This is a genomic window from Adonisia turfae CCMR0081 (assembly GCF_011009555.1).
GTDB lineage: Bacteria > Cyanobacteriota > Cyanobacteriia > Phormidesmidales > Phormidesmidaceae > Leptothoe > Leptothoe turfae.
On the sequence record NZ_QXHD01000004.1, the window covers coordinates 846,737 to 872,764 of the forward strand.

The 26,028-nt window shown below is 48.9% G+C and carries 24 protein-coding genes and 1 pseudogene; 18 read left to right on the forward strand and 7 right to left on the reverse strand.

Annotated elements, in window-relative coordinates; genetic code table 11:
- From DXZ20_RS07855 to DXZ20_RS07865, 3 genes are all read right to left on the reverse strand, one after another.
- The coding region (locus DXZ20_RS07855; protein WP_163703434.1) for a glycerol-3-phosphate acyltransferase at positions 1 to 2,689 on the reverse strand (2,689 nt) is incomplete at its 3' end.
- Between the two features lie 247 nt (positions 2,690 to 2,936).
- Positions 2,937 to 7,832 carry a WD40 domain-containing protein gene (locus DXZ20_RS07860; RefSeq protein WP_163697494.1) on the reverse strand — a complete coding sequence of 1,632 codons (4,896 nt, stop codon included), beginning with the start codon at positions 7,830 to 7,832 and terminating at the stop codon, positions 2,937 to 2,939.
- Between the two features lie 58 nt (positions 7,833 to 7,890).
- Complete coding sequence (locus tag DXZ20_RS07865) at positions 7,891 to 9,207, reverse strand: P-loop NTPase family protein (protein ID WP_163662805.1); 1,317 nt, start codon at positions 9,205 to 9,207, stop codon at positions 7,891 to 7,893.
- 264 nt (positions 9,208 to 9,471) lie between these two features.
- On the opposite strand from DXZ20_RS07865, the gene DXZ20_RS07870 reads away from it, so the two are divergent.
- The 3 genes from DXZ20_RS07870 (at position 9,472) to DXZ20_RS07880 (ending at position 10,679) form a co-directional block, all read left to right on the forward strand.
- A complete protein-coding gene (locus DXZ20_RS07870; protein ID WP_163697496.1) occupies positions 9,472 to 9,618 on the forward strand; it encodes a hypothetical protein in 147 nt (48 codons plus the stop codon).
- 184 nt (positions 9,619 to 9,802) lie between these two features.
- Entirely contained in the window at positions 9,803 to 10,288 is a 486-nt protein-coding gene (locus tag DXZ20_RS07875; RefSeq protein WP_163697498.1) for a hypothetical protein, read from the forward strand.
- A 79-nt stretch (positions 10,289 to 10,367) separates the two neighbouring features.
- Complete coding sequence (locus DXZ20_RS07880; protein WP_163697500.1) at positions 10,368 to 10,679, forward strand: antibiotic biosynthesis monooxygenase family protein; 312 nt, start codon at positions 10,368 to 10,370, stop codon at positions 10,677 to 10,679.
- Positions 10,680 to 10,847: 168 nt separating this feature from the next.
- Here DXZ20_RS07880 and DXZ20_RS07885 read toward each other — a convergent pair whose 3' ends face one another.
- Positions 10,848 to 12,008, reverse strand: a complete 1,161-nt coding sequence (locus tag DXZ20_RS07885; protein ID WP_163662794.1) for a pyridoxal-phosphate-dependent aminotransferase family protein — start codon at positions 12,006 to 12,008, stop codon at positions 10,848 to 10,850.
- A gap of 206 nt (positions 12,009 to 12,214) precedes the next feature.
- Here DXZ20_RS07885 and DXZ20_RS07890 point away from each other — a divergent pair, with 206 nt between their 5' ends.
- Positions 12,215 to 12,922: a C40 family peptidase gene (locus tag DXZ20_RS07890; RefSeq protein WP_163697503.1), complete on the forward strand. Its 708-nt coding sequence runs from the start codon at positions 12,215 to 12,217 to the stop codon at positions 12,920 to 12,922.
- A gap of 166 nt (positions 12,923 to 13,088) precedes the next feature.
- On the forward strand, positions 13,089 to 14,396 hold the full coding sequence (locus DXZ20_RS07895) for a lysylphosphatidylglycerol synthase domain-containing protein (RefSeq protein WP_163697505.1): 1,308 nt from the start codon (positions 13,089 to 13,091) through the stop codon (positions 14,394 to 14,396).
- A 58-nt stretch (positions 14,397 to 14,454) separates the two neighbouring features.
- Here the strand turns inward: DXZ20_RS07895 and DXZ20_RS07900 are convergent, their stop codons facing one another.
- Positions 14,455 to 15,447: a M28 family peptidase gene (locus DXZ20_RS07900; RefSeq protein WP_163697507.1), complete on the reverse strand. Its 993-nt coding sequence runs from the start codon at positions 15,445 to 15,447 to the stop codon at positions 14,455 to 14,457.
- A 14-nt stretch (positions 15,448 to 15,461) separates the two neighbouring features.
- On the opposite strand from DXZ20_RS07900, the gene DXZ20_RS07905 reads away from it, so the two are divergent.
- The 9 genes and pseudogenes from DXZ20_RS07905 to DXZ20_RS07940 all read left to right on the forward strand — a co-directional run bounded on the left by DXZ20_RS07905 (position 15,462) and on the right by DXZ20_RS07940 (position 22,394).
- Positions 15,462 to 15,944, forward strand: a complete 483-nt coding sequence (locus DXZ20_RS07905) for a VanZ family protein (protein WP_348918550.1) — start codon at positions 15,462 to 15,464, stop codon at positions 15,942 to 15,944.
- A gap of 175 nt (positions 15,945 to 16,119) precedes the next feature.
- Entirely contained in the window at positions 16,120 to 17,118 is a 999-nt protein-coding gene (locus DXZ20_RS07910) for a coiled-coil domain-containing protein (RefSeq protein ID WP_163697509.1), read from the forward strand.
- 1 nt (position 17,119) lies between these two features.
- Positions 17,120 to 18,214: a coiled-coil domain-containing protein gene (locus DXZ20_RS07915; protein WP_163697512.1), complete on the forward strand. Its 1,095-nt coding sequence runs from the start codon at positions 17,120 to 17,122 to the stop codon at positions 18,212 to 18,214.
- A 193-nt stretch (positions 18,215 to 18,407) separates the two neighbouring features.
- Entirely contained in the window at positions 18,408 to 18,752 is a 345-nt protein-coding gene (locus DXZ20_RS38455; RefSeq protein WP_348918551.1) for a DUF4145 domain-containing protein, read from the forward strand.
- A 73-nt stretch (positions 18,753 to 18,825) separates the two neighbouring features.
- Entirely contained in the window at positions 18,826 to 19,290 is a 465-nt protein-coding gene (locus tag DXZ20_RS38460; RefSeq protein WP_489670953.1) for a type I restriction endonuclease, read from the forward strand.
- A pseudogene (locus tag DXZ20_RS07925) lies at positions 19,274 to 19,837 on the forward strand (N-6 DNA methylase); the annotation flags it as partial. The gene DXZ20_RS38460 and the pseudogene DXZ20_RS07925, both read left to right, overlap by 17 nt.
- Before the next feature lie 3 nt (positions 19,838 to 19,840).
- On the forward strand, positions 19,841 to 20,446 hold the full coding sequence (locus DXZ20_RS07930; protein WP_163697513.1) for a hypothetical protein: 606 nt from the start codon (positions 19,841 to 19,843) through the stop codon (positions 20,444 to 20,446).
- A 209-nt stretch (positions 20,447 to 20,655) separates the two neighbouring features.
- Positions 20,656 to 21,492: a restriction endonuclease subunit S gene (locus tag DXZ20_RS07935; RefSeq protein WP_163697515.1), complete on the forward strand. Its 837-nt coding sequence runs from the start codon at positions 20,656 to 20,658 to the stop codon at positions 21,490 to 21,492.
- Between the two features lie 107 nt (positions 21,493 to 21,599).
- Positions 21,600 to 22,394 (forward strand): restriction endonuclease subunit S, encoded by a 795-nt coding sequence (locus DXZ20_RS07940; protein ID WP_163697517.1) that lies wholly within the window; start codon positions 21,600 to 21,602, stop codon positions 22,392 to 22,394.
- A gap of 353 nt (positions 22,395 to 22,747) precedes the next feature.
- Here the strand turns inward: DXZ20_RS07940 and DXZ20_RS07945 are convergent, their stop codons facing one another.
- Positions 22,748 to 22,972: a helix-turn-helix domain-containing protein gene (locus DXZ20_RS07945; protein ID WP_163662767.1), complete on the reverse strand. Its 225-nt coding sequence runs from the start codon at positions 22,970 to 22,972 to the stop codon at positions 22,748 to 22,750.
- 234 nt (positions 22,973 to 23,206) lie between these two features.
- Between DXZ20_RS07945 and DXZ20_RS07950 the strand changes: the two genes are divergently transcribed.
- The 4 genes from DXZ20_RS07950 to DXZ20_RS07965 all read left to right on the forward strand — a co-directional run bounded on the left by DXZ20_RS07950 (position 23,207) and on the right by DXZ20_RS07965 (position 25,306).
- Positions 23,207 to 23,374, forward strand: a complete 168-nt coding sequence (locus DXZ20_RS07950) for a hypothetical protein (protein ID WP_163662764.1) — start codon at positions 23,207 to 23,209, stop codon at positions 23,372 to 23,374.
- Between the two features lie 153 nt (positions 23,375 to 23,527).
- Positions 23,528 to 23,782 (forward strand): DUF4926 domain-containing protein, encoded by a 255-nt coding sequence (locus tag DXZ20_RS07955; RefSeq protein ID WP_163703436.1) that lies wholly within the window; start codon positions 23,528 to 23,530, stop codon positions 23,780 to 23,782.
- Positions 23,783 to 23,881: 99 nt separating this feature from the next.
- Positions 23,882 to 24,379, forward strand: coding sequence for a hypothetical protein (locus DXZ20_RS07960; protein ID WP_250565676.1), 498 nt, complete (start codon positions 23,882 to 23,884; stop codon positions 24,377 to 24,379).
- Positions 24,380 to 24,472: 93 nt separating this feature from the next.
- Positions 24,473 to 25,306: a hypothetical protein gene (locus tag DXZ20_RS07965; protein WP_163662760.1), complete on the forward strand. Its 834-nt coding sequence runs from the start codon at positions 24,473 to 24,475 to the stop codon at positions 25,304 to 25,306.
- Between the two features lie 92 nt (positions 25,307 to 25,398).
- Here DXZ20_RS07965 and DXZ20_RS07970 read toward each other — a convergent pair whose 3' ends face one another.
- Positions 25,399 to 26,007, reverse strand: a complete 609-nt coding sequence (locus DXZ20_RS07970; RefSeq protein ID WP_163697520.1) for a Uma2 family endonuclease — start codon at positions 26,005 to 26,007, stop codon at positions 25,399 to 25,401.
- Positions 26,008 to 26,028 lie beyond the last annotated feature (21 nt).

Sequence of the window (26,028 nt, forward strand, 5' to 3'; positions counted from 1 at the left end):
CCGGACTTGCCCCGATACCTGTTAACAGACGTCCAGTTTGTATAGGTGTCCTAGGGGCGGTAGACAAAGTGATGGGGTCTTTGCCGTAAACCAAATATGGAGGTTTCCATGCACCATCTATCTGACGTTGTTGACGACGAATAGCCACTGAACTAAGAAGGCTTCTATCTTGATCATAGACGGTCAAGCTGGAGGATGTCCCCCATGTCTGAATCTCAGGCCAGGTCAGGAAAAAGATATCCCCCGGTTCCTGTAGGCTGTGGTCGCGAAGGTAGTGCTGTTCTAACGCTAAGAAACAAGCCCTCAATTCCGCTAATAATCGGTTATATACTTCTGCAATGTTGCCTTTTAGATCCAGGCGAGTTTGTACCTGGCGTTGTTTCCAATTGGGTTTAGTAATAGTGCCCTTAGCCCCTTGGGTCGGTGCAGGGGGTTGTTTCAAGAATGTGACTAAGAGTGCTCTGATCGGAGCTGGTTGTTCCTGCCAGATCGGTACTGAAATATCTGTTGCTACCTCACTGAGATAACCATAGGAGGCCAGAAAGTTATCGAGTTGCTCAAAGAGTGGGGCGCTATCGGGTAGTTGGGCCAATGCGTGTAAACACTCTTCGCTATCGTCAGGGACAGTTTCTAGCTGTGGGAGTAAACCAGCATGCTGTCGGGCGATGTCTTTGATAGCCTCAACGGCTGCAAGTTCTGGATTAGAACGATAATTGAGCTGTGCACTATCCACTGTGAGAATTGCCTTACAGAGCGCAAAACCCAGCGGTCCCAAAATGTTATAAAGCGTTGCTCGTTTCAGCAAAGACAAAATACTTTCTATCTGTTGTTTTATGTCTTCGGGGGAGAGTGTATGGGGCGATTTAAGAGAGTGCAGCCCAGGCTGAAAATGTGTTTGATAATCTCGTTTAAAATCTTTGGCTAACTGCCATTCTCTGGTTGCTAGTTTTAGGAGCCCTGGTAAATTCCGTAATGTGGCAGCTAGAGGCGGACGGCTAAACTTTGCGCCACGGGTCAGAAACTCTAAACTTTCGGCAGGCAGACCCATGCGGATAAAAATATCTCCCAGGAGCGTAGCATTAAAGTACGCATGGGAACGATGCAGCATCGCCGTTTGTGAGAAATCTAAGCCAGCTGCCCGTTGCCCCAATACCAGAGTGAAGAGATCTCCCCAAACACCACAGGTGAGGGGCTGATTGATGGACCAGGTCAGGGGATGAATCACACCGGGAATCACCTCAGCTGCAATTTTGCGAGTCCAGAGGGGCCTTAATGTGGTGATTGGGCGACTTTGCAACACCCATATGTGTTCGCCGTCATAGGTCCATTCCACATCCTGGGGAATATCACCAAACCGTTGTTCCAGGTGGCGGGTTAGATAGGCAATTTGTTGAATCAGACGCGGGGGGATGGATTGACCAACTTGAGGGAGAGACGTTCCATGGCAAGTCTCTCCCTCCGTGGAGGATTCCTCATTTGGATCCATTGGTAAATCAACCGCGTCCGACAACTGCCAGTCATCCCCAGATTGCATATCTTCTGGCGTAATTGTCACATGGTATCGCTGCGGTGTAATTTGCCCAGAAACAACCCGACTGGCCGGACCTGGCAGTGCCTCAATCACCACATCATGACCACACCGAGCAATCGGGTCACGACTAAAGGCAACACCGGAGATCACCCCCTGAATTTGCTGCTGCACCAGAACGTTCATAGAGGCTTCAGAAAGCCCCAGATCCTGTCGATATTTGACAGCACTGGGGCGATTGTAGGCTTGGAAGCATGTTGCGATCGCACCCTCCAACCCTGCCTGGCTGACCACATCTGTCACCGACACATACTGCCCGGCTGATGACGCACCTAGACCGTCTTCCCCCACGGCTGAAGACCTTACCACCAGAGGCTGCTGGGGCGACGGCTGGCAAAGACCCAATAACGCTGACGGATCGTCCCCTGCTTGCAGAATGTAACCCATGGGCACCGGATACCCCCACGCCTTTAGCTGAGATAGGGTAGCCGCTTTATTCCCCACCTTAGTTGGGTCGAGCACCTGGTCTAGTGCCTGTAGGGCCGACTCGCCGCGAAAAAAGCGAAACAGCCGTCGCGATTCTGTCCGAGTGCCTTGGGTCGGCAGCTCCAAATCATCCGGCAGCTTCTGATAAATCCAGCCAATCAGACCCATTAAACAGGCCACTGCTGCCACTTGCATGCCATTGCTGTGAACCAATCCCGTGAGAACGGGCAGTAAAACTAATGCAAACATACGTCCCTGTTTTCGTTCTCGCAGTACTGTAAATGCCACCAAACTCAGCAGCCAGCCTAAAATTGCCACCAGCGGGTCGTAAACTAAAAAGCCCCAGCTTACGTTGGTTACCCCCGCACCTCGACTTAGCCAATAGCGTCCCATCACTAGCGCCATTAACGCCACCACTGGCCAGATCGGATCCCCTGGAAAAAAGTGCTGGGCCAGCAGCACCGCGCCAATCCCCTTAAACGCTTCCAGCGCCACAACCCCCAACCCAACTACGGTGCCCCCGTGGTAAAACGCCGCTGACACCCCCACATTGCCGGTGCCCATCTGCGACAGCCGTTTTCCCGTGGCCAGCAGCACCCACCATCCCGTTAAGGGCAGTCCCCCCCATAGCGGGCAAACTAGAAAAATCAAGAGTGCGCCCCAAACCTGTGCCATATGCTGCTCAGTCAAAGGTCACTTCTATCTGAGCACTAGTCGAGGACATTGTGGGTAATCCTTAAGCTCAGTCTTAGCAATGGGTTATTGATTGCAATCAATTAATCCACCCTTCGACTCATGCACCCGTCCACGTCACTAGTGGGTAACCTGACGCCACACAGTACTCGTTCTTGGTTCTTGGGGTGATTATTTTTAATCTAGTGGAGCTTGGTTAAAGGGCTTGAACTCAAAACCCTTGCACCTTTTACTCCCAAAAATCCTCACATACCAAGCGATCCGCGTCGCTGAGGTCGCCGTAGGCTAAATAATCCTCAATCCATTGGCAGCTCTGGCGCATTAGGTCTTGCATTTGTAGATTCCAGAGGCGCACCTGCCCATCGGCTCCGGCTGAGGCTAGACGGTCACCTGTGTTGTTAAACGAGCCTTGCCAGATGATGCCTCGGTGTCCTGTGAACGTGTGCAGCGGTTGACCGCCTGGGAGTTGCCAAAAGCGAATGGTGCCATCATCACTGGCGGAGGCAATGACATCGCCGTTGAGGCCAAAGGAAACGCTGCGGACCCAGTCATGGTGACCTCGCAAAATCTGTAGTAGGTCACCCTCTTTCCAGAGACGGATAGTGTTGTCACTGCCTGCTGAGGCGATGATTTTGCTGTCGGGGGCAACGGCAACGGCCCAGACACTGCCCGTATGGCCTGGCAAAATGGTGCCGGTTTGGTTCGCAAAGCTGGCGTCACCGATGGTTAGACCTGTTAAGTCCCATTGGCGTAGGGTGCCGTCTTCACTACCTGACACTAGATACTTGCCGTCAGGGCTGAAGGCAACGGTCCAGACCGTACCCTCGTGACCGCTGAGTTGACCGATGGGGGTGCCGTCGGTGTACCAGAAACGAATGTTGCGATCGCTCCCCGCTGACGCTAAATAGGTGCCATCGGGGCTAAAGTTCACAGACCAGATGGCATTTTGGTGGCCTTGGCAGGTATGTAATGGTTCACCATCAGCTGTCCAAAGCTTGACGGTATGGTCGGCACTGGCGGATGCAATCAATCGACCATCCGGACTCCAATCAACGCTATAGATACTGCTGTTGTGAGCTTGCTGGGTATGGAGTAGCTTATGGTCTCCCCCTACAGTGGCCCATATTTTTAATGTCTGATCGGCTCCTGCTGATACCAGTTTTGACCCGTTGGGCTGCCAGCACACATCCCAGACGATACCATGGTGTCCTTGGAGACTGGGGATGTCACGTGACTCTAGCTGCCAGAGGCGAATGGTGTTGTCATCACTGGCTGAGATCAGCTGTGTGCCCTGGGGATTAATGCCCAAACTGAGCACGCTGCTGCGATGTCCTTTGAGCGTATCCAAAAGTTTGCCATTCATATCCCATATGTGAATGTTCTGATCGTCACCCGCTGACATCAGGTATGTGCCATCAGGGCTAAAACACAAATCTCTCACCCAGTTTTGATGCCCCTCAAAATATTGAAACAACTCCCCATTTAAATTCCAAAGCTTGATCAGATGATCATCGCCACAGGAGGCAATATGTTGTCCATCTGGACTAAACACAGCCTGCAATAACCAGCCTGCATGGCTACTCATGGCCTGTAGTAACTCACCTTCCGTATTCCAGAGACAGAGGGTGCCGTCTTCTGCCGCAGAAACCAGATATTGACCATCGGCGCTAAAGGCGATGGATCTGACCCAGTCCAGGTGGCCTTCGAGGGTTTTTAACCATTGCCCATCATGGGTCCAAAGTCTGACGGTGTGGTCATTACTGGCGGAGGCAATTAGTTTTTGGGTGGGGCTAAACGCCAGACTATTGACAGCGCCTGTATGGCCCGTCAAAATTTGCAAACATTGTCCAGACATGTCCCAGATACGGACCTTAAAGTCATCGCCAGCCGAGCCAATTAAGCAACTATCATGGCTAAACGCCACATCTAAAACACTGCCCTGGTGTCCAGTAAACACCTGCAACAGTTTGCCGCGAGCATTCCATAAACGCACGGTGCCATCGTCACTGCTGGAGGCCAGGTATTGACCATCGGGGCTGAAACAGGCTGAGAGCACCCAGTCTTGGTGGGCGTGAATGCGATGTTTCTCTCGCACTGTATGCAAGGCTTGCCACAGGCGAAATAAAATTTGATTTTCTAAATACCCCGATATGGGAGTCAGCTGACTTTGTTGTGCCCCTTTTAATGCCTCTAGTAAGGCACCTAAGCCATCGTGGGAGAGCAATAATGCCTGGGAGACCGAGGCCAGGGCCTGCATCTCCGCAGTTTCTGCCCGGTAGCGTTCCTCTGTAGCTTGAGCTAGGGCCATGGCTTGTTCTTGTAGGGCTGTGCGCAGCTGAGTTTCAAATTGTTTTCTACGTCGTCGTTCTGCTTCTAACACAGTGACCAATCCCGGTATATCCTGCTGCTTGATCAGATCCGCCAGATAATCATGGGCGAGTTGATAGCGGACGCTACTGCCGACGTCTCGACTTTCAAAGAGCAGGCCCGATTCTGCCAAAATTTCAAGGACAAGACTCAGCTGGTCAGGGTCTACCAATATGCCGAGAGATTCTAAGGATTCTTCTAATTCTGTCAGGGTTTTTAGCGGGCGTGTTGTACTTTCATCACTCAAGAGATAGAGAATGGTCTGCGCTAAGGTTTCATTTTCAGGTCCACAGTCTCGAATCACCCGATTTAAAAAACTGAGCACCAGCATTCGAATGGGGTCGTCTCCTAATTCTTTTTGATATCGTCTCAGGGTTGTAATGTTTTTACGTTGCAGTTCAGCCCCAACCACCTGTAACTCAATCGGACGCACTTCATGGTCTTCCGCCGTTAGATCAGCTACAAGCGCTTTAATCAATCCCTCTTCCAAATAAAACTGCGCATTGTCCGTCAGCTGACGAAGAACAGCCTCACATTCCTTTGGGGTAAAATTCCCCAAATAGTAACGTACATCCCGGCTCAGGATATCTAAATCGAGGTTGGCCAAACGTTCCCATTCCATTAAATAGTGCAAATAGTCATTGCGCAGAGCGAGCACAATTTTTAGGTAGGGGATATTCAGACAGTCTCGCAAAAAGTAGTAAAGAGAACGACGCTTTTCAACGGTAGGGCGCTCAAAGAAAAACTCTTCAAACTGATCAAAAATAAGAATGATTTGTTGATAGTTATTCTGCGCATGCTGGCGTAGGTGGTTTAATAAGCTCTCGCCTGTGATGGGAAACGAGACTTGGAAGTTGGGAGGGGCTGAGGGTAAGGATGAAGTGACCTGCTGTAGTGCTTGCAGAATCGAAATTTCCCAACTTGTGTATTGACGTATGAGCAGTGGCAGGGTGATGCGACCTTCAGCTGTAGCTTGCTTGAGGGTGGGGACTAACCCACTGCTGAGGAGAGAGCTTTTGCCCACACCTGACTCGCCATGGAGAACCACGAGGGTGTGCTGGGGCTGTAGTAAGCGTCCCACTAGATCATTAATCGCTTGCTGCCGCCCCGAGGCACGCATTTCAATTGGGGAAATGTCACTGGTGGTCTTAGCGGATGGAGCCCGATAGGGTTGTAGGGGACTGGCTCCAATAAAAGCCCGCAACCCCATGGAATTTTCCACCTGTCGCTGTTCTTGTTTGATGGCAAACGCTTCTAAGTAAAGCTGTTTGGCAAAATACAGGCTCTGGAGATTGCTAAGAATTTTCAGGTAAAGAGATGCATCATATCGGCGATCTGTTCTTTGGCGAGCATTCTCTAAATCATGGAGCGCTTCATCCAGTAAACTATCATCGCCCTGTAGCGTTTTAGCTTGTCCCCGGAGAAAATAGTAGCGACCTTGATGGTAGCGCAATGCCAATATAACCGCTTCAGGAGAGACCTGTACTGTCCTATCGGCAGTATCCGGCATAATTTGCCCTGAAGCTTGTGTGCTTTTGACAGCTTGAGCTAACAGCCTTAATGCTTCTGTCGCTAATTGTTGGGCCTCTGCTCCATTGATATGGGACAGCTCAGCTTCTGCTAAGTAACCATAGTCTTGGGCCAGACGCACCAGATCGTTTTGATGTAGGTCTCGCCCTTCCTTGGCCAAGGTGATGAGAGCATCCCAATCCTTGAGCTTTCGTAAGGTTTCAGCTAAAACATGAATAAAATTGGCTGTGCGGTCTCTACGGTGTTGTTGTCGAAGAACATTGAGAAAGCGTTCATAAAAGCGACGAGCCTGTCGATAAGAGCCGATGGAGGTAGACGGTTGGAGTTTGCCATGGGTTTGCCACCATAGCCCCAAGTGTAAGAGTAAAACTGCTTGTTGATCGCTGGTGTTTTCAACTGTTTTGTCGACCTGTATCCAGTAGTCTAGGCTCTGTTCGTAATAGTCCCTGGCGACTTTCAACCGCTCAGGTGTGTGGGCTTCTCGACCTTGGAGAAAATTTAAGCTGGCTTGTAAGGCCCCATCCAGTTGAACGTGATGTTGGTTGAGATCTGCGATCGCAAACGATAGTTCCCGCTCAGTTAAGATTTTTAGATGCTGGCTTAAGCTGGGCAACTGCGGTGACGAATAGTCGAGAAAATGATCATTATGGTTGTCTAGAATGTGAGTAAATAGCTCATTAGCACCACGATGTAAGGCCTCAATCAAAGCCTGAATTGGGTAATTCACCCGAATAGGAACCGCCGCAAAACTCTTGAGGTCGGCGGCATAGTGAGTCAGGTTTTGTAGAACTGTGTCATTCATCCACAGCACCACCGGATAGGGAAATTTGGTCAGCAGGGCATTGCGTCCTACATTGGCTGCCTTAAACAAAACATCCTGTGCTTCTACCTGATCAAAGCCAGTGACCATGACAGCTGCTGGCGTTTCAGGGAGTGATGCTTGGCGATTGAGAATTGCTTCGGTCAGAGAACGACTCGAAGCTAACAGCTCGACAGTATGAAACTGGTGAGTTTGGGCCAGAGCACTTAGCAATAATTGAGTTAGGCGTTGATAGTTAGCGCGCACCAGAATTAACGAAAATTGGCCACTGCCCAGCGTCATTGCCCGTTGGAGATCAGTCAGGGCTGTTTGGTTATGGGTAACAATTTCGGGTAGATCAGCCTGGTACATTGGAGGTGGTGGGCAGCCCCACCGGGCAATGGGCAGTGGGCAATGGGCAATGGGCAATGGGCAATGGGCAATTGTAGGGGCTTTCCTTGTGGGTGCCCTGCTATGGGTGTCCTAATTAATTATCAGCAAGCCAATTCTTAAAGCGATTCGTCTCCTTCAAGACTGGATTGAGATCAAACCAGCGACCGCCATTGTCTCGATATTCATAGAGAAATAAACTGCGTAGCAGCAAAATATAGGCTTCATTGCCCTGGGTGTCGGGGGTGCTAATTGCTTTAAACATCAGCTGCCATTCGTTTTCATCAATTAGCGCCATGAGAGAATCTCTTTCATCTCGAATGACGGCCTCAAGAACGGCTGATTGGATCGGTGGATCACCCTTTTGTAGACAACCATAAAGCAGCCTCATGAGATTGCGCATATGCCCACCACTGAGGCGACAAAGACGGTTGAGCACAGCAATATTTTCAAAAACGTCATTGATATGGTCGATGCGCTCGTTGTAGTTTTTATTGGGAAAAGCTCGGGCCAGCACCATTTGCTGTAACAGTGCTAACCCTGGCTCTGAGGTGGTGCCATCGCGCTGGGTGACGGGCACCATGGGTAATACTTTAGGAGAAACACCAAACCGATTGGATAAACGCGGTAGGTCGTCAGAGAAAACAAGAGCAAGGGGAATGGTATATAACAGATGACAGTTCAGACGCTTGAGCTGCTCACCGCGATCAATAAATAGATATTCTGACTGGGTGCGACCATTGGCCCGTTCTACGGGATCAATGCGGTCGAGGTTGTCGACAATGACCACCAGCCCCTTTTTGCCTTTGGAACGGAGTGTGGCGATCGCAACTTCCAGTAGCTCTTCATTAATGGCATCAATAATGCTCTTCGTCCGTGGTTCCAAATACTGACGCATACGACTACGCATTTCTGGACTCTCTTTTGCCCTGGCCGTAATCGCTGCAATCCCAACCGAGAAACTGACATCGGCAATTTCCATGGGTGTTTGTAGAGTTTCCGCTAGATTGCGAAATAGATTCACTAAAGCCGATGGTTTCAGCGTAATGCCATCATTTTCTAAACTCTCCACCACCTGATGGGCAATCATCAGCAGAATATCACTGATATCCACATCAGCCATTTCTAAGTCCCGGTCTGACTCAAAATAAACCACATGCAGACCCTGCTGCTCTAGCTGGGCCTTGAGTCGTAGTAGTTCTGTCGACTTGCCACAGCCAATATTGCCTGTAAAGAGTTGTGTGGTAGCCTCATCAGGAGAAAGTAAGGTAATTGTACGCTCCAGTTCTCTGACAATATCTCCGCCTCGCACTGACGAAAAGTCAATGTAATATTGCCGATCCTCAGCCTGTACTAATCGTAATGGACGGCTGGGGTTTGCAGCACGATAAAAACGAGGCAGATCTAGAACCATTGATACAGAACATCACAATATTCGTCATCCTAGACGAATTTATAACCAATGAGTTGCGTGGTTTGAGTGCTGTTGATCACTAACTACCTAAGGGGGGGTGATAAAGACTACCTATTTTTAAGACATGCAACAGGGTTTGTCACATTATTCTACTGAAAGTAAAGATTTCCTTGGGGGTGTAGAGCCTCTAACGATCTGCCTAAACTAGATGCTGAAATATCTGTGTGCATCATCGACAAGCAGTCTAAAGGAAGCTAAAAAACGATGACCTTAATGCCAGATCATAAGCGTAGTTCCCAGGCAGGCACTTATCCCGACAATATCAACTACGCAATCTATGAATTAATTTGGGCTTTAGGTATTGTTATGGTTTGCCTATTTACAGCCATGGCGTTGATTCGCCATTCTTAAAATCTTTCGGCGTTACTGCTCCTCAGGAAGATTTAATCTGAAAAACATAGGCCTCGAATAAGCTTGCCAGATAGAAGATATTATGTAGTTCTATGCTGGGGAGGTAATTGCCTCCCCAGTGATTGTTATAGATATCATGATGGTTTGTATGACTGCTATTACCCGTAGGCTGATGATAAGCATTATGGTTCCATGTTTATCATTCATTGGCAGCTGTGTCGTTGAGGATTCGGTATCGTCACAGGTGATAGCAGAGCAAACTCAGGCAAGTAACAATATGGAACAGGGCATTCAGGGCAAAGTGATCCAGCTGTCTGGTGATTTTATGCCACAGCTTGGAGCTACAGGAGAGTCACAAAATAGTCAGTCTGCTCTAGCTACCAATGTTTGGGTATTTACTGGCAAAATTCAGCCAGAAATTCTCGATCCTCAGTGGATATCAACGGTAAATGCGAGGGACCATGCTCAGTTGTTACAGGTTGTTGAGTCAGACAGCAATGGTGAGTTTTCCATTGCTCTAGAGCCCGGTGTCTATACTCTTTTCTCTCAAAATAACGAGGCTTTATATCTTAATTCTTTTGATGGTGAGGGCTATTATGCTTCTGTTGATGTCAAAACAGGGGCTATTAGCGCTGTTGAACTCGTGAATAGTGAAGGAGCTGTTTTCTAGAGACTGATTGATTAGAGGTTCAAGCCCTTTGTTTTGTATTGATTCCTAAGAGACCTTCCTGGACTGGCTGCGTGGAATTATGGTGCTAGAAGTCGCTATTTTGAATGTGAAGTCAGGAGAGGCTGTCGCGTTTGAACAAGCATTTTTGCAAGCTCAATCGATTATTAGTTCTATGAATGGCTATGTTAGTCATCAGCTACAGAAGTGCATGGAGCAAGAGAATCGCTATATCTTGCTGGTGACATGGCAAACCTTGGAAGATCATACTCAAGGTTTTAGACAGTCAGCTGAATATCAGCGATGGAAAGCCTTGCTTCATCACTTTTATGATCCATTTCCTGTGGTTGAGCATTACCAATTGCTCGCAGGCAACAAGAGGTTGGAAAGCTAAACACTAAAGAGCTGAGCCCCTAACCAAGAAGCTCAGCCGATTGTTTCGCGCAGATGACTTATACCAAATCCGAAATTATTATCCCCGATTAAAATTGGATAATCTCGTAGGGGCAATCCCTTGTGGTTGCCCTTCGATATCGGGGGCAGGTAACCAGGGATTTTGTAGTTAGATGTCTGCCATGACTTTTTCCCAGACTGCCAATAAGCGATCTACATTCTCGGGCTGGCTGTTGTAGCCCATGAGGCCAATACGCCAAACCTTGCCGCCCAACTCACCGAGACCATTGCCGATCTCTATGTTGTGGTCCTTGAGCAGTTTGCTAGTCACTGCTTTTGCATCGACACCCTCAGGTACCTTCACAGTTGTCAGGGTGGGTAAGCGATACTCCTTGGGCACGTGGCAGCTCAGACCTAACTCTGCCAGACCGTCCCAGAGCTTTTCTGCAGTCTGTTGATGACGGTCCCAAGAGTTTTCTAGACCTTCTTCAAGAACTAGACGCAGAGCTTCACGAATAGCGTAGGTCATGTTGACAGGAGCTGTGTGGTGATAAGTACGCCCCTGGCCCCAGTAGTTGCGCAGTAGGGAAATATCTAGATACCAATTGGCCACTTTAGTCTGACGTTTGTCCAGCTTTTGCAAGGCCCGTTCACCCATGGTAAATGGAGAGCTTCCGGGAGGACAGCTCAGACCTTTTTGGCTGCAGCTATAGGCCATATCCACTTTCCATTCATCTAAGAAGATGGGGACACCGCCGAGGCTTGTAACGGTATCAACCAATAGCAGACAGTCAAACTCACGACACAAGTCACCCACACCTTCGAGGGGCTGACGCGCACCTGTAGAGGTTTCAGCGTGGACCAAGGCTAAGATGGCTGGACGATGCTCTTCCAGGGCCGCACGCAATTCGCTAAGGCTGAATACTTCACCCCAAGGCTTACTTATGCTGCGGACGTCGGCACGGTAGCGACCGGCCATATCAAATAGGCGATTACCAAAGTATCCGTTGATGCCCACTAAGACCACATCACCAGGTTCTATCGTATTGGCCAGGGTGGCTTCCATCGCTGCTGAGCCGGTGCCACTGATGGGCAGGGTCATGGGGTTTTCAGTTTGCCAGACGTAGCGCATCATGGCCTGCACTTCGTCCATCAAGTCGAGGTAAACCGGATCTAAATGGCCGATGGGCTGACGGTTCATGGCCGCTACAACATCGGGGTTGGAGTTGGAGGGGCCAGGACCTAGGAGTAGTCGCTCAGGGATGTCCAGAGCTTTGGGGGTGATGCGAAAAGTTTCATTGACCTTGGGTCGGGATGCAGTCAGACTCATAACGATTATTAGCGGACAGCGATGGTGATATCTAGCAAACGGTAGCTAAGGCGACAAAATATTTTTTTCATTGTCTGATGTAATGGCTCATTCGTTAAATCAAGACACTAAATAAAAGCGGTAGCTATGATATGTGACGCTTTGCATTACAGTATTTGCGACAGAAGACGTTGGTGCTCTGGGATCAGGGTGGAGGGAGTGAGCAAATGCAATTGGAGGAATTAAAGAACCGCTGGCGGTTGGCCCCTGGGACTGAATATCGTTGCGATCGCACCCTCAACCTTTACAAAACCCCCACAGCTGCCGAATTAGTCACCCAGGCTGCAGCGGGACGTCAGCTAAAAATTGTGGCCATTGAAGCTAATAGCTTGCATGTGATGCTCTGTGCTGACGATTATCCAGGCTGGCTGCGATTAGGCGATGTAGATGCCCTTGACTTAGCGAGTGCGCCTTACCATGCTCTGATGGTTACCCGACCTGATGTGGAACAGGCAATTCCTGGAGCCATTGCCTTTGCCGAGGCGGCCATGGCTGTGCCCAATGAATATTTGTGGGGAGGCACTGTAGCCCCAAACTATGACTGTTCTGGTCTGGTGCAGGCGGCCTTTGCTGCGGTGGGCGTGCCGCTGCCCCGTGATTCCTATCAACAGGAGGACTTTACGGACACGATTGAGATCGGTGAGTTGCTGCCAGGGGATCTGATCTTTTTCGGTACTCCAGAGCGGACCACCCATGTAGCCCTGCATCTGGACCAGGGGCGCTATATTCACAGTTCGGGTAAAGACCAGGGCCGCAACGGCATTGGCATTGACTCAATTTTTGATCTGAGCAATCCCGTTAGCCAGGCTTACCACATCCAATATCGGTGTTGTGGCCGTATTATGAAGGGCTATGCACCCCAGAAGACACACTGATAGGTAATGTGTTGATACTGTGTGCTAAACCTATATCCAAATACCTGGCTCAAATTCAAAGTCTGGATTTCAAAACCTGGAGTTTTAATGGTGAACACGGTTTAATACTCGTGAACACGGCCCAATTGTTTCACACCGACGTTTTATGCGCTGGTTTCCTATATCTATGGTTAAACGCATCTTTCGCTGGTTCTTATTTGGCGGCATTCTATTTTTCTTGGCCAAAACGCTTAAGGATCATTGGCAAGAAGTTAGAACCCTTGAAATTACTAGCGCTACATTGTCCCTGTTAACCATAGCTTTGGGCATAAGCTTGATTGCTCACATCTGGTCGGGATGGGTCTGGCATTTAATCTTAAAGACCATTGGCCAGCCTCGAGATGGCCGCTGGTCTACAGCGATTTACCTGAAAACTAACATTGCCAAATATTTACCGGGTAATGTGTGGCATTTTTATGGTCGTGTGCTGGCGCTGAAGTCATCAGGGTCGTCCACAGGTGCAGCCATTGTGGGAGTAGTGCTGGAGCCTGTGCTGATGGCGGCAGCAGCTCTAGGATTAGCGGCTATCAGCTTTAGCTTGACCGTCGGAAACCAGTGGCTATTGGTGATTCCTCTGGGGGCTTTGGTGGCCATGCTGGTGGCGATTCATCCCCGTTTTCTTAACCCCCTACTACGTAAGTTGGGCAAAGCAAAAGCTCAGTCCCAGGGCTTAACGGTGATTACCAGTACGCTGCGGATGCAGTCTTATCCATGGCACTCGCTTTTGGGAGAACTGGGGTTTGTCTTCCTCCGGGGCATGGGTTTTATTATGACGATTGTGGCGCTGCAGCAGGGGCTGCAACCCAGTCAGTTTTTCACGATTTTAGGTTCGTTTAGTTTGGCCTGGTTATTGGGCCTGTTAGTGCCTGGTGCTCCCGGTGGGGTGGGTGTGTTTGAAGCAGTTGCGATCGCACTCCTGGGTAATCAGCTACCCAACGGCCTGCTGATCAGCAGTGTCGCCCTCTACCGACTGGTGAGCACCATGGCCGAAGCCCTTGGAGCTGGCCTTATTTGGCTAGAAGAACGGATTGCCGATGTTATGGCACCCATGGCCAATATGAGAAAGCGGCTTTTATTATTGCCACCTGCCAAGGATGACATTTCTTATGAAGCAGATGAGCCAATGTCCGCTTTGCTCGAAACAGATCCGCAGGAGATATCCGAGGTTTCCTATGTAGTCCCTCCTCAGGAACCGTCTTCGTCTGAAGAGACATCCCTCCCAGAAATCACCATGTATGGTGAAGATCCTGACGCTGATGACTTAGAGGGAGATTTTGTCGGTGACGAACTGAGCGAGGACCCTGGGGAAGATGCCCCTGCCCCTGTGGATTTAAACAAGTCAGGTCCCATGCTGCCATCTTTTGTTCCCCAGGCCTTTAAGGGGGAAGGAGAACCTACTTCAAAGTCTTTTTCCCCTAGAAATAGTAGTTATTAGCATTAGTTTTAAGTTCTAAGTTTTGAGTAGGAAGTGATATGGGAAGTTTAGGCTCTTGTCAGTTGTTTTGCAGCAGGCCTGTGACTCGATCAACAATGTAGTTGGCCGTCTGTTCTAAAAACATCAAATCTAAGGTATCGACAGTATCGCTGGCTTGATGGTAGTTGGGGTTGCGAAAGTTAGCGGTGTCACTCACCATGACGGCTCCAATGCCTTTTAGCCAGAAGGGGGCATGGTCGCTACGGAATAGATCTGGCATAAAGGGCAGTACTCCGATGGGGACTGGTAATGTGACTGCCTTGAGGGATGAGTCCGATGCAGTGGCGGGCTTAGTCTCAGTTTCAGTGGCAAAGGTCGCTAACAGGTCTGGATGATCGGTATCACCAATCACGCCAATAAAGTCTCCTGTGGATGGTAAATCTTGTTGTTCTAACCCTGGTGGGTAGGTTTGGCAGCCGGTTTCATAACAGGCGTACCCTAGCATTTCTAGAATAACTGCACCCGCTAACCCATCAAGGTTAGCGGCATCATTAACAAATGCATTACTCCCTAACAGACCAGCTCCTTCTGGCTGCAACTCTTCCTGATCAAAAAAGACGACCTGTAGGGTTTTATGGGTGGGGTAGTCGGCAAACAGTCGGGCAATTTCTAACGCGGTGACGACAGCGCTGCCATTGTCGTCTGCGCCGGGGGACCCTGCCACTGAGTCATAGTGTGCGCCGACTAGAATTTTTTGCTCCGGTGTTTGGGTACCTGGGCGAATAACGCTGAGATTAGTGCCTACACTATCGCCAGAGCCGAAGGTTTGGGTGCTGGGTTCGTAGCCGTAGCTTTGGAGTTCTTTGATCAAGTAGGTGCGGGTGCGGGCCAGGGCAATGTTGGTGTAGCGTTCAGCGGCCAGGGTTTGAAGGTGCGATCGCAACCGCCCGCTATCCACCATGAGGCCTTGGGGTTGGGCTTTGGAGGATACCTCATAAAACATAAACATGCCGACGGCTAAGGTCAGTAAGCCTAGCCACAGTCCTACTCGACGCCTAAATTGATTGCCCATAACCTATATCAATTGTGGTTGATGTATCCGATATGGAGATGTTGCCCACTGTAGATAGCGATACTGAAAACCGTCTATCAGCAGCTTATTTCTATTTTATGAAAACGTCATCGAAACTTGGTCAGTCTAACCAGCGCAATGTTGTTTGGCTAGCAGTGGGCTATGGTGGATTATTTTTACTGATTCTGTGGGCCGCTTACACCAATAATTTACCGCTCAAGTTACTGGGGAGAATCCCCTACTACGACAAGATTGGCCATGTGGTGCTTTATGCTCTAGCCAGCTATTTGGGCCATCGAGTGCTAAATCGACGTCACTTCAAAGGCATACGATATTTACCCATTTTCCCAGTGCTGTTTAGCTTGGTGATGACGGCAGAAGAGATTGTGCAAGGCCTATCTCCCTATCGAACACTGGATTCCCTCGATTTGGTGTGCAGTTTAGGCGGTGTCGTGTTGGGCTATTTTCTGGCCCAAGGCCCTGGAAAACGCAGTTAGAGATTTGTTAAAAAGCATATCCATCGTAGGGGTGCACCGCCGTGCGCCCTTCGACATGTACGCTATAAATAACTTTGATAGACGGCGAGAGTTAAGTTTAATCAGGATCTGCATTGCTGCATGGACCCATCGGTGCAAGAATTAGTCCAATGATGCGTCAGCTGGAGTCATCGTGATGGTTGCATCGCAGGATAGTAACGAACAGGTTTTAGCGGCCTTCCAGAAAATTCTTGCAGACCGCAAAAAGCTAGGGTCCCGAATTGCCACAAAAGAGCAGGAAGCTGCAGCTGCCAAAAATGCACAGATGCTGGATGTGGCATCTGCCTATACTGTTGACGGTATTGTTAAAGGCCTAGCCGATCTGCAACTGGAGTTTGGCAGCATTGTAACTGAGCTATCAGAAAAATTAACCGCTGAATCCTTAAAGCTGGGGGAATTGGATCAGGCCATTGAGATCGAAACGCGTCATCTACAAACTCTGAAGCAAATTCGCGTGGTGGCTGACACCCTCCATCTGCTGACCCAAGAGCATCAGGACAAACTCAGAAGCCTTGAGCAAACCGAAACTGAACAGCAAGCGGCTCTGGAAAAAGAAATGACTGAAGTGCGATCGCACTGGGCTAAAGATCAAGCCGATTTTGAGCAGACCGTGCGCGAGCAGACAGAGCGGTTAACCAAAGGACGAGAGCGACAAGAAGCAGACTATCAATATGAACTAGAACGAAAGCAAACCGTTGATGCCAATGAGTTTGACGAGATACGCCGCAATCAAGAGAAAGAATTACAGGATACCGGGCAAGTCAACGACCGGCAGTGGACTGAGCGAGAGAGAATCCTAGAGGAGAATCAGTCCCTTTTAGAGGACTATCAACAGCGTGTAGATGTCTTCTCAGCTGAGCTCAGTGAGCTAGTCGACATAACGAGAGAAAATGCGGCGACTGCCGTACAGCAGAATGCAGACGTGCAAGCCGAACTGCTGGAGAAGGAGTGGGAAGCCACCAAACAGGGCTACGAGTTTACCATTCAATCACTGGAACAGAAAATTCAAGAACAAACTCAGCAAATTGAAAGCATCAATACTCAATTGCAAGAGACCATGCAGCAGTCCCACACGCTGACTATAAAAGCGTTTGAAAAATCTTCCACGGCTGATTCTCAAGAAAGAGGAGGTTAGCATGACCGATATACCAACGAATAGAAATACAAAAGCGCAGATTCTAGACGCTTATAATGAATTGCTCAAAGAACGAAATAAGCTAGAAAAGCAGCTCGACAAACTACAGCAAGAGCCAAAGGCAAGTCCCACAACCGTTGTAGAGACAAAACCCTCTGAACCTGTGAAAAAAATGAGCCAGCAGCCCGTCGATCAACCACAGGACAAAATGACCGCTACCATCAACACCCTGGCTGGGTTACACGCGGGATTTGGTAGTGCCGTCAGTGAGCTGTCCGAAAAGCTGACTTCGAAAGCGGCTCAACTACAGGCTCTCCGGTTAGCCGTTGCCGAGGAACTGGCGCAACTGGAGGCTTTGCACAATTTAGATGATATCCAAGCCGATACCCTGGATACCCTAATCCAAACCTGTGAAGACAACAGTAAAGCCTTTGAATCCGACTTTAATCAAAGGAGTGACACCCTCGAAAATGAACTACAGGACCTGAAACAGTCCTGGGCAAAGGAGCAGGAGGAGCATAAGCGTTCTGTGAAAGAGCGTGATGAAGAACAGCAGAAAACCAGTCAGCGGGAGGCTGAAGAGTACGACTATACTCTCAATCTCCAGCGTAGTTTGGCGCAGACGGAATACGATCAGGCTCAAGAGGAACGTTATAGGGAATTAGCAGAGGCTAAGCAGACCCTGGAGGAACAGTGGGCTGAACGGGAAAAAGCCATTGCTCTTCAAGAACAACAATTTGCTGAGCTAAAGGCCCAAGTCGAAGCCTTTGAGAAAGAAAAAGCAACGGCCATCAAGCAGGCCAAGGCAGAAGGAGAACAAACAGCCGGTGCCCAGACAAAAATAGCAGTGGATCTGCGCAATAAGGAATTGGATGGCTTTAAGCGTGTGTATGAACTGAGGATTCAGGCCCTGGAACAAACGATCACGACCAGTGAGGAACGGATTCAGACCTTATCGAAACAGCTGGCGGCAGCCCTAAAACAAGTTCAGGATTTGGCAGTGAAAGCCATTGAAGGCGCATCAACTATTCAATCCTTTGAGGCGTTTAAGTCCCTGGCAATGGAACAGGCCAAAACCCAAATGAAAGGGAAATAGTCTAGTCGGTAGCGGCACATTTTGCGAATGCGGCAGCATCCTTGTATTTCCCTGGTTGCATCATTCTGACGTGGAGTAGCTCGCCTGTAAAAATGGATAGATACACCTATTGATATTGATAAGTTTTTGTTCGTACAAGGGAACCTTAAACCTGAGCTAATTCCCCATCATCCCCGCAGTCAGGGCCATTCCTATGCAGGTTTCTAGGAATTTTGCATTTCTCAAGGTTCATAGCTTAGCGCTTGTCAGGCTGGGTACGCTAGCTGAAAATTATTTTGCAAACGATCCGAACACCTGTCTGATTAAGCTGCGTCAGTTTGGGGAGCAACTGGCTCAGTTGATAGCTGCTACGGTTGGTCTCTATGAAGACCCCGATGAAAGCCAATTTGAACTCCTGCGGCGGTTAGAGAATCGTGGAGCAATTACGGGACAAACCACCCAACTGTTTCATGAAATTCGGAAGGTGGGTAATCGGGCTACCCACGGTAGCTATGGCGAACATGGGGCCGCACTGAGCCATCTGAAATACGCTCGGTAGCTTAGGCATCTGGTTTCATCGCTTAATTGATGCGCAATTGCGCGAGGCGGGTTGGGAGGTTGATACGGAAACATTGACCTATGGCAATGGCACTCGTCCCCAGAAAGGGAAAAATCTAGCCATTGCTGAATGGCCCACTGCCGGTGGACGGGCTGATTATATTTTATTTGTGGGGTTGGATGCGATCGCAGCCGTCGAAGCCAAACGTAAAAGTAAAGATGTATCTGGGGCAGTAGACCAGGCCAAGCGCTATAGCCGGGGATTCCAGACAGCCCCACCCGGTGGTCCCTGGAGAGACTACAAGCTGCCGTTTGTATTTGCCACCAATGGCCGAGAGTTTTTGCCCCAACTTGAAACTAAGAGCGGCATCTGGTTTTGTGATGTTCGGCGTCCAGAAAACCTGCGCCGTCCCTTACGCAGTTGGTATAGCCCAGCTGGTTTGCTCGATACCCTAGCCCAGGATATCGATCAGGCCCAGACGCAACTGGCTCAGGAGCAATTTAACTACGGCTTTGACCTACCAGCATATTTATCGTAGTTTGAAGCCTGGAGGGCGGGCAGCGGTGGTACTGCCGGATAATGTGCTGTTTGAGGCGGGGCAGGGGCAAAAGATTCGGGCTGACCTGATGAATAAGTGTAATCTCCATACGATTTTGCGATTGCCCACGGGGATTTTTTACTCACCAGGGGTAAAAACAAATGTGTTGTTCTTTCAGCGAGGTAAGACAGAGAAGGGTAATACGGAAACGGTGTGGGTATACGATCTGCGGACGAATATGCCCAGCTTTGGTAAACGGAACCCATTGACACGGAAGCATTTTGAGGAGTTTGAAACCTGTTACGGGGAGGATGCGAATGGGGGGAGTTCCCGGAGCGATCAAGGAGAAGAGGGGCGGTTTCGGTGCTTTAGCCGAGAGTTTATTCGGGAGCGGGGGGAGAATTTAGATATTTCCTGGCTGCGGGATGAGAGTTTGCAACCGGCGGAGGATTTGCCAGAGCCGGATGAGATTGCGTCAGCGATAATGGAGAAGTTACGGGTAGCGATGACGGAAATGGAAGCATTGAGCGCGTTGCTGGAGGAGTAAACGATGCCTAAACTATTGGATAAAGATGCCAGCTACACGTTTCGTTCGTATTTTGAGCTGCCTTACGATACGGATGAGGTGTTGGCAGAATTTGGCTATAGCTATACTCAAAAACGGTTGAGTCTACCCAAAACCGATAAGACATTATCTGGTCTCGATCAGCTTAAGACCCAAATTGAGGAAACGCTGCCCTATGTACAACTCACCAGTGAAAGTGCCAAGCGTGAGGTATTGGTCGCCCCTGTTTTGACGCGCGTTGCCACACTTTGTCACCAGGTTTTGCGATTCGAGTATTCATTAAAGGTTAGTAATTGGTTACAGGGTAATTTAGATTATCTAATTCGTGCGCAACATCAGGTGATTGTGGTTGAGGCAAAGCGGGATGATCTTACCCGAGGGTTTACGCAACTGGCGGTGGAGATGATTGCTTTGGCGATGGTGGATGATGCGCCGTCAACGATTTATGGGGCGGTAACGATGGGGAATCTATGGATTTTTGGGGTGTTGGATCAACAGAAGAAATTAATCACTCAGGATATTGGGGGATATCAGGTGCCGGATGATGTGGAGGATTTGGTGCGGGTATTGGTGGGGATTTTGGTGGGGTGATGGGGGACTATGTTGGTGGACCGTGTTTACCCTGCATGGGGCGGTTGGTAATGGCGTTAGGTGTTGCGGGGCTGGCACAAGGCACAGCCCCTACGAAATGATCTATTTTGAATGGGGTTAATAAATTTGAACTTGGTATCGACATCGACATCGACTCGTAACCTTTACCCTGACCTAACCGTAACTCTCACCTCACCTGAATTGTTGCGATGAAGGACAACTTACTGTCGGGGGGTGTGGGGGAGTTAGGCCCCCACGAACAGGAGGGTTTCAGGGAGGAAAGCCCTGAGCAACTCTTATCGCGATTAGGCAGTTTTCAACCATTGTTGCTTGAGAGAATGGAGGATTTTTTGAGTAGCCCTGAATTAGAGCATATTCCGCCATCTTGGCAATGGAGCACATTATCTGAAATCGCTGCTATTAAAGGCGGTTTAACAAAAGGAAAGAAACGGAAAGAAACTGATAAACTTTTGACGGTTCCATATCTACGTGTCGCTAATGTCCAAAGAGGTTTTTTGGATTTAGAAGAGATCCGTTATATTCAGGCAACTGAGGATGAACTGAATCAGCTAAAACTAATTTCAGGAGATATCCTTTTTACTGAAGGTGGTGATAGAGATAAATTAGGACGAGGATGGATTTGGGCAGGAGAAATTAAGGAATGCATTCATCAGAACCATGTTTTTCGTGCAAGATTATATCTACAAGAATTATCACCTAAGTTAATCTCTCTATACTCAAATAGTTTTGGTCAAAAATACTTTCTTGGGGTTGGAAAGCAGACTACCAATTTAGCTTCGATTAACCTGACAAAACTTTCGAATCTGCCCATTCCCATTCCCCCCCTCAACGAGCAACACCGCATCGTCACCAAAATCGAAGCCCTAACCACCCGCAGTCGCAAAGCCCGCGCAGCCCTCGACGCCATCCCCCCATTGCTGGACCAGTTTCGGCAGTCCGTCCTCGCCGACGCATTTCGGGGTGACCTGACGGCAGATTGGCGGGCACAGAATCCCGATGTGGAACCTGCGGGAAAGTTGTTGTAGCGGATACGCGCGGAGCGACGGATACGATGGGAAGCAGCTGAACTGGAGAAGATGAAGGCGAGGGTAAGCTTCCGAAGAATGATAAGTGGAAGGAGAAGTATAAGGATGTGGGCGTGATTGATAAAAGTATCCTTACTCGACTTCCTCAACTACCTGATAAATGGTGTTGGACAACATGGGAGTCAATTCTCGCGTATGACGACCGAGCATTTAAACGTGGACCATTTGGTAGCGCGTTAAAGAAATCTATCTTTGTTTCTTCAGGATACAAAGTGTACGAACAATATTGCCCAATTAATGACGATTGCTCATATGTCCGTTATTACATCACTCCGCAAAAGTTTGAAGAGCTAAAGGAATTCGCTGTCAAAGCAGGTGATTTCTTAATAAGTTGTTCGGGAGTTTCACTTGGCAGAATAACTCAGGTTCCCCAGGATTTTGAGGAAGGTGTTATTAATCAAGCATTATTACGTGTTCGTCTGCATAATGATGTCATTGATGATCAGTTTTTTACGTGGCTGTTTAGATCTCCAATTTTTCAAAAGCAGATATTTAATAATGCAACAGGTTCTGCGATCTCAAATGTTAAGGGAGTCAAAGAATTAAAGGCTATGTTCGTTCCTATTCCTCCTTTGGAAGAACAGCCTGTGATTGTTGAGAAGCTTTTATGTCAATCAAATGGAGGAGACATTATTGCAGAAGAATTACAAGAATCTCAAAAATCTCTCAGTTACCTCGACCAATCCATCCTCGCCAAAACCTTCCGAGGCCAACTCGTTCCCCAAGACCCCAACGACGAACCCGCCAGCGTGCTGCTAGAGCGTATTCGGGTGGAGCGAGAGAAAGTGGGGAAGAAGAAGGGGAAAGGGAGAGGGAAAAGAGTGAAGGGATTAGGGGAGTAGGAGAGCAAGCCGGAATGTTTCACGTTCACCAGAGAAAATTTGTAAGACTTACCACTTCGTTCATACCAATAGAAACATGATCGGAGGGAGCCAAAACCGGCTGCTTGGGGCCCCTCCGAGTTCCCCAAACCCCCATGGCTAGGGCCGGGAGGCCGCCCTAGGACCCCGCCTACTGGGTTGTCCCCAATTGCATTAAAGTAGGGGTTACGGCGGGGTCGATTAATCAGGTTATCGCATTGTTGTTTGGTCCATATTCAAGTAGAGTATGCCTTTGCTCGAATAGGCTTTCAATGCCTTCAGATTTTCTGTTCAGAAAATGAAACAGCCCTGGGGAAGCAGGGGCGGAGATGTCTTTAAAGATCTTCCAAATACAGTGTTTTGAACTCTTCTGCCGCCTGGGGTTGAATTTGCTTTAAAGCCTTAATCAAACTAATGACCGTTTCAGAACTAGGATCCCGCACCTCATTGGCCCAACGATAAACATTAGATGCACCGATCCCCATAACGGCAGCCAATCGCCCCTGGCTAATGCCGTGGCTCTCCATTACCACTTTAAGTACCTTACCCGCTCTGCCCATGCCTTTGATCCTTACAAAGGCTGCGACATTTCGTATACAGTCCAATTGGACTGTGATATCCTGATTTAGTCCAATTGGACTGTGCCTATTTTAAGGATAGGCATTGCCTTTATCGCTGAATCCTTTTCTATGGAAACCCAAGCCTTTGTGACACTCCCTCAGCCTGGTGTCACGCCTGAATCTGCGCTCCAGGTTTAGGCACCGCATAAAGCTGACCGGGAGCCGGTAAAAATCTTGATTATCGGTTCCGAAGCTGCCGTCAACACCATCATCCATAGCCTGCACCACCACCGCTTTGCCGAACCGTTTGAGTGGACCCCATTTTTACCCACGGATCGTCCGATTCAGATTCAGGCCGGGGAGGCGTTGCGATCGCTAGTAAAATATCTGCCCCGTTCGTAAACTGCTGCTGTGGGCAGAGCCAACACCCTACGCTCCAGGCAGAGCCTATACCCAACGGGTCAATACAATAGTAAAGTCCTGCAACTAGGAGACCGAAATTCTAAAGCAAGGGCCATGAAGCTGGAAGGCGAACTGATTATCCCCGAAGCCAAGATGAATGAGTCCACCGTCAAACTCTATGACCGCATCTCCCTGAACCGCGACTTTCCTGAGTACAACCTCAAACAGGGCGATGTGGCCACTTTTATCGACACGGTTCCCGATCCCGAGGGTATCGAAGAAGGTTATATTCTCGAAGTCTTTAATGCCCTAGGCGAATCGATTGATGTCGTGACTGTACCCAAGTCCGCCGTGGAACCATCACACCCTAATGAAATCCTTTCGGTGCGTAACCTGGTTCAGGTTTGATTTGCTCAATCCAGAGCTAGAGCTATCCCAACCACCTGTCCCTGGTCTTGCCACGGCTATACAACGCCGCTTTGCAAATATTTTTGAATAGACCCCATTTTGACCCACGGATCGTCCGATTCAGATTCAGGTGGGGGAGATGGTGCGATCGCTAGTGAAATACCTGCCACGTTAGTAAACTTCTTGCTAGTGGCAGAGCCACCACCTACGCTCCAGGCAGAGCCTGGGAGCAAGTTACATGAGAAACACATTATGCAAGGCGAAATCGACCAATACGGCTTCGAACGCATCCAACTCACCAGCCTGATCGCCCTCAACCAGTTAATTGCCGAGCGCTTTGACCTCCCCCCACGTCCCTACACCACCGATCTCCGTGCCGCTCTGGAACTCGTCATCTGGGCCTTAGACCACGACGACTTTCCCTACTTCGCCATCTTCAAATCCGCTGACGAAGCTTTTCCCAGTAAACCCTTTGGCGTTGGCTTTGCTCGCAAAATGTGGCGGTATGCTGAAACTGGTGCCCTAGCCATCTGTCTAGATGCCCTCTATCAACTCAAACAAATAGAAGTAGACCTTAAACTCGATGAAGCAGAATAGCCCATCACGATTAATCCCATGACTTGACATCACGGCTGAAGCACCCGTAATTTGCTCAGTATTCACCGCACTACTCTGGCCCCAAGCATTTCCATGAAACTCGATCCTGCTGACGTACAGCTCTTCTTTGATTTGATGCTGCCCTTGCAATGGTACGTTAGCCAGCAAGCAAAACTATTACCCGACATTAAGACCTTTAAAGCCTACACAGACAGCTCCATGGATGACAAAATAATTGTCAGAGATTATCTCTTTGACCATCCTGAGCTAATTGATCAATTCATCCAAGACAATCCAAACAATCTGGAGGCGGATAAACTCAGCCTCATCGACCCATGGAAAAACTTTATTCATGGCGACTTTTTTATTGAACGGCTGCTCAAAAAATACAGCATTTTTATAGACGATAAAGAAAACGTCTACGCCGTGCTAGGTCTCATGGAAGGTTTGGATGCCTTTATGGACAAGCGGGATTTACCAGTGCGAGTACAAACCATTCTGTTGCCCTTTAAAGGCAAGATTATCTATGATGGTTTCTTCCGCTGGTACAACATCTTCTTTGGTGGCGGCATCAAATCATCCCTCAAACAAACTTACCTGATTGCCAAAGATAACAACGCCATTATTGACACCCTTGAACCAGACGCCATACCGACCGAGAAGAAGGGTAAAAAGGTTCGTAAACAATCCACTGATCAAGACTGGGGACCACTCCTAGATGAACTGGCCGAAAAAGCTAAAAAGCTACGGGGTGGCGGCGGACAGCCCGCTACCTACAGCCCTATTTTTAGCCTGGTGCGTACCAGTATTGAACTGGCCCAACTGGCCACCGCTGATTCACCTGATATCGATAAACTGTTCAAAAAGGGAGCCCGACTCGATACGCTGCTACAACAAGTGGAGAAGGCCCTGCTGAGAAATGTATAACCGATTTATACTGCCCACTGATCATTGGAGGTGCGATCATAAGTGGCAAGGCCACCACCACTACTCGCTCCAGGCAGAACCTTGGGAATGAGTTAACTTACCTCACCACGACTCTCTTCAGAAGTCTCAAACTCAATCCCTTCATATAAATCAGCCAGGGCAATCTCAACGGGTACCGACACCAGCTCAAAGGACGCATTTAATCCTTGATACTCTGTCAATAGCCATTGATGCTCAGATTGTTTTACGTGATGTTCCACAAAAGGACGATACTGGTCAATCAACACATAATCCTGAAATGTCTCAATGGTGCGATAGTGAACAAACTTATCGCCGCGATCATAGTTTTGAGTGGATCGTGAGAGAGTTTTAGCAATCAAGATCGGATTAATAACCGTATCCTTACGTCCTGGTTTCAGCCCAAGTGGATCCGCAACCACCATCACATCTGGATACGTGTATAGATCAATCACTGGAATCCATAATCGCTGATCCGTCACAAACACCGTATAAGGTTTCTTCCGTAAGCCAAACCACAGTAGCGCATTCAACGCACTCGATAGTTTATTATGCGCAGGTGTACCCCCTGCCATTTCTACAATTTCTCCAGCCTGATATTCATGGCGCAGCTCAGACTCCACTTCTAAAGCCAGGTACTCTTCAGCTGTGTAGGTCTTCGGTTTAGATGTGGCAATCGTCATCGCTTTGCCCCCGTGTGCTAG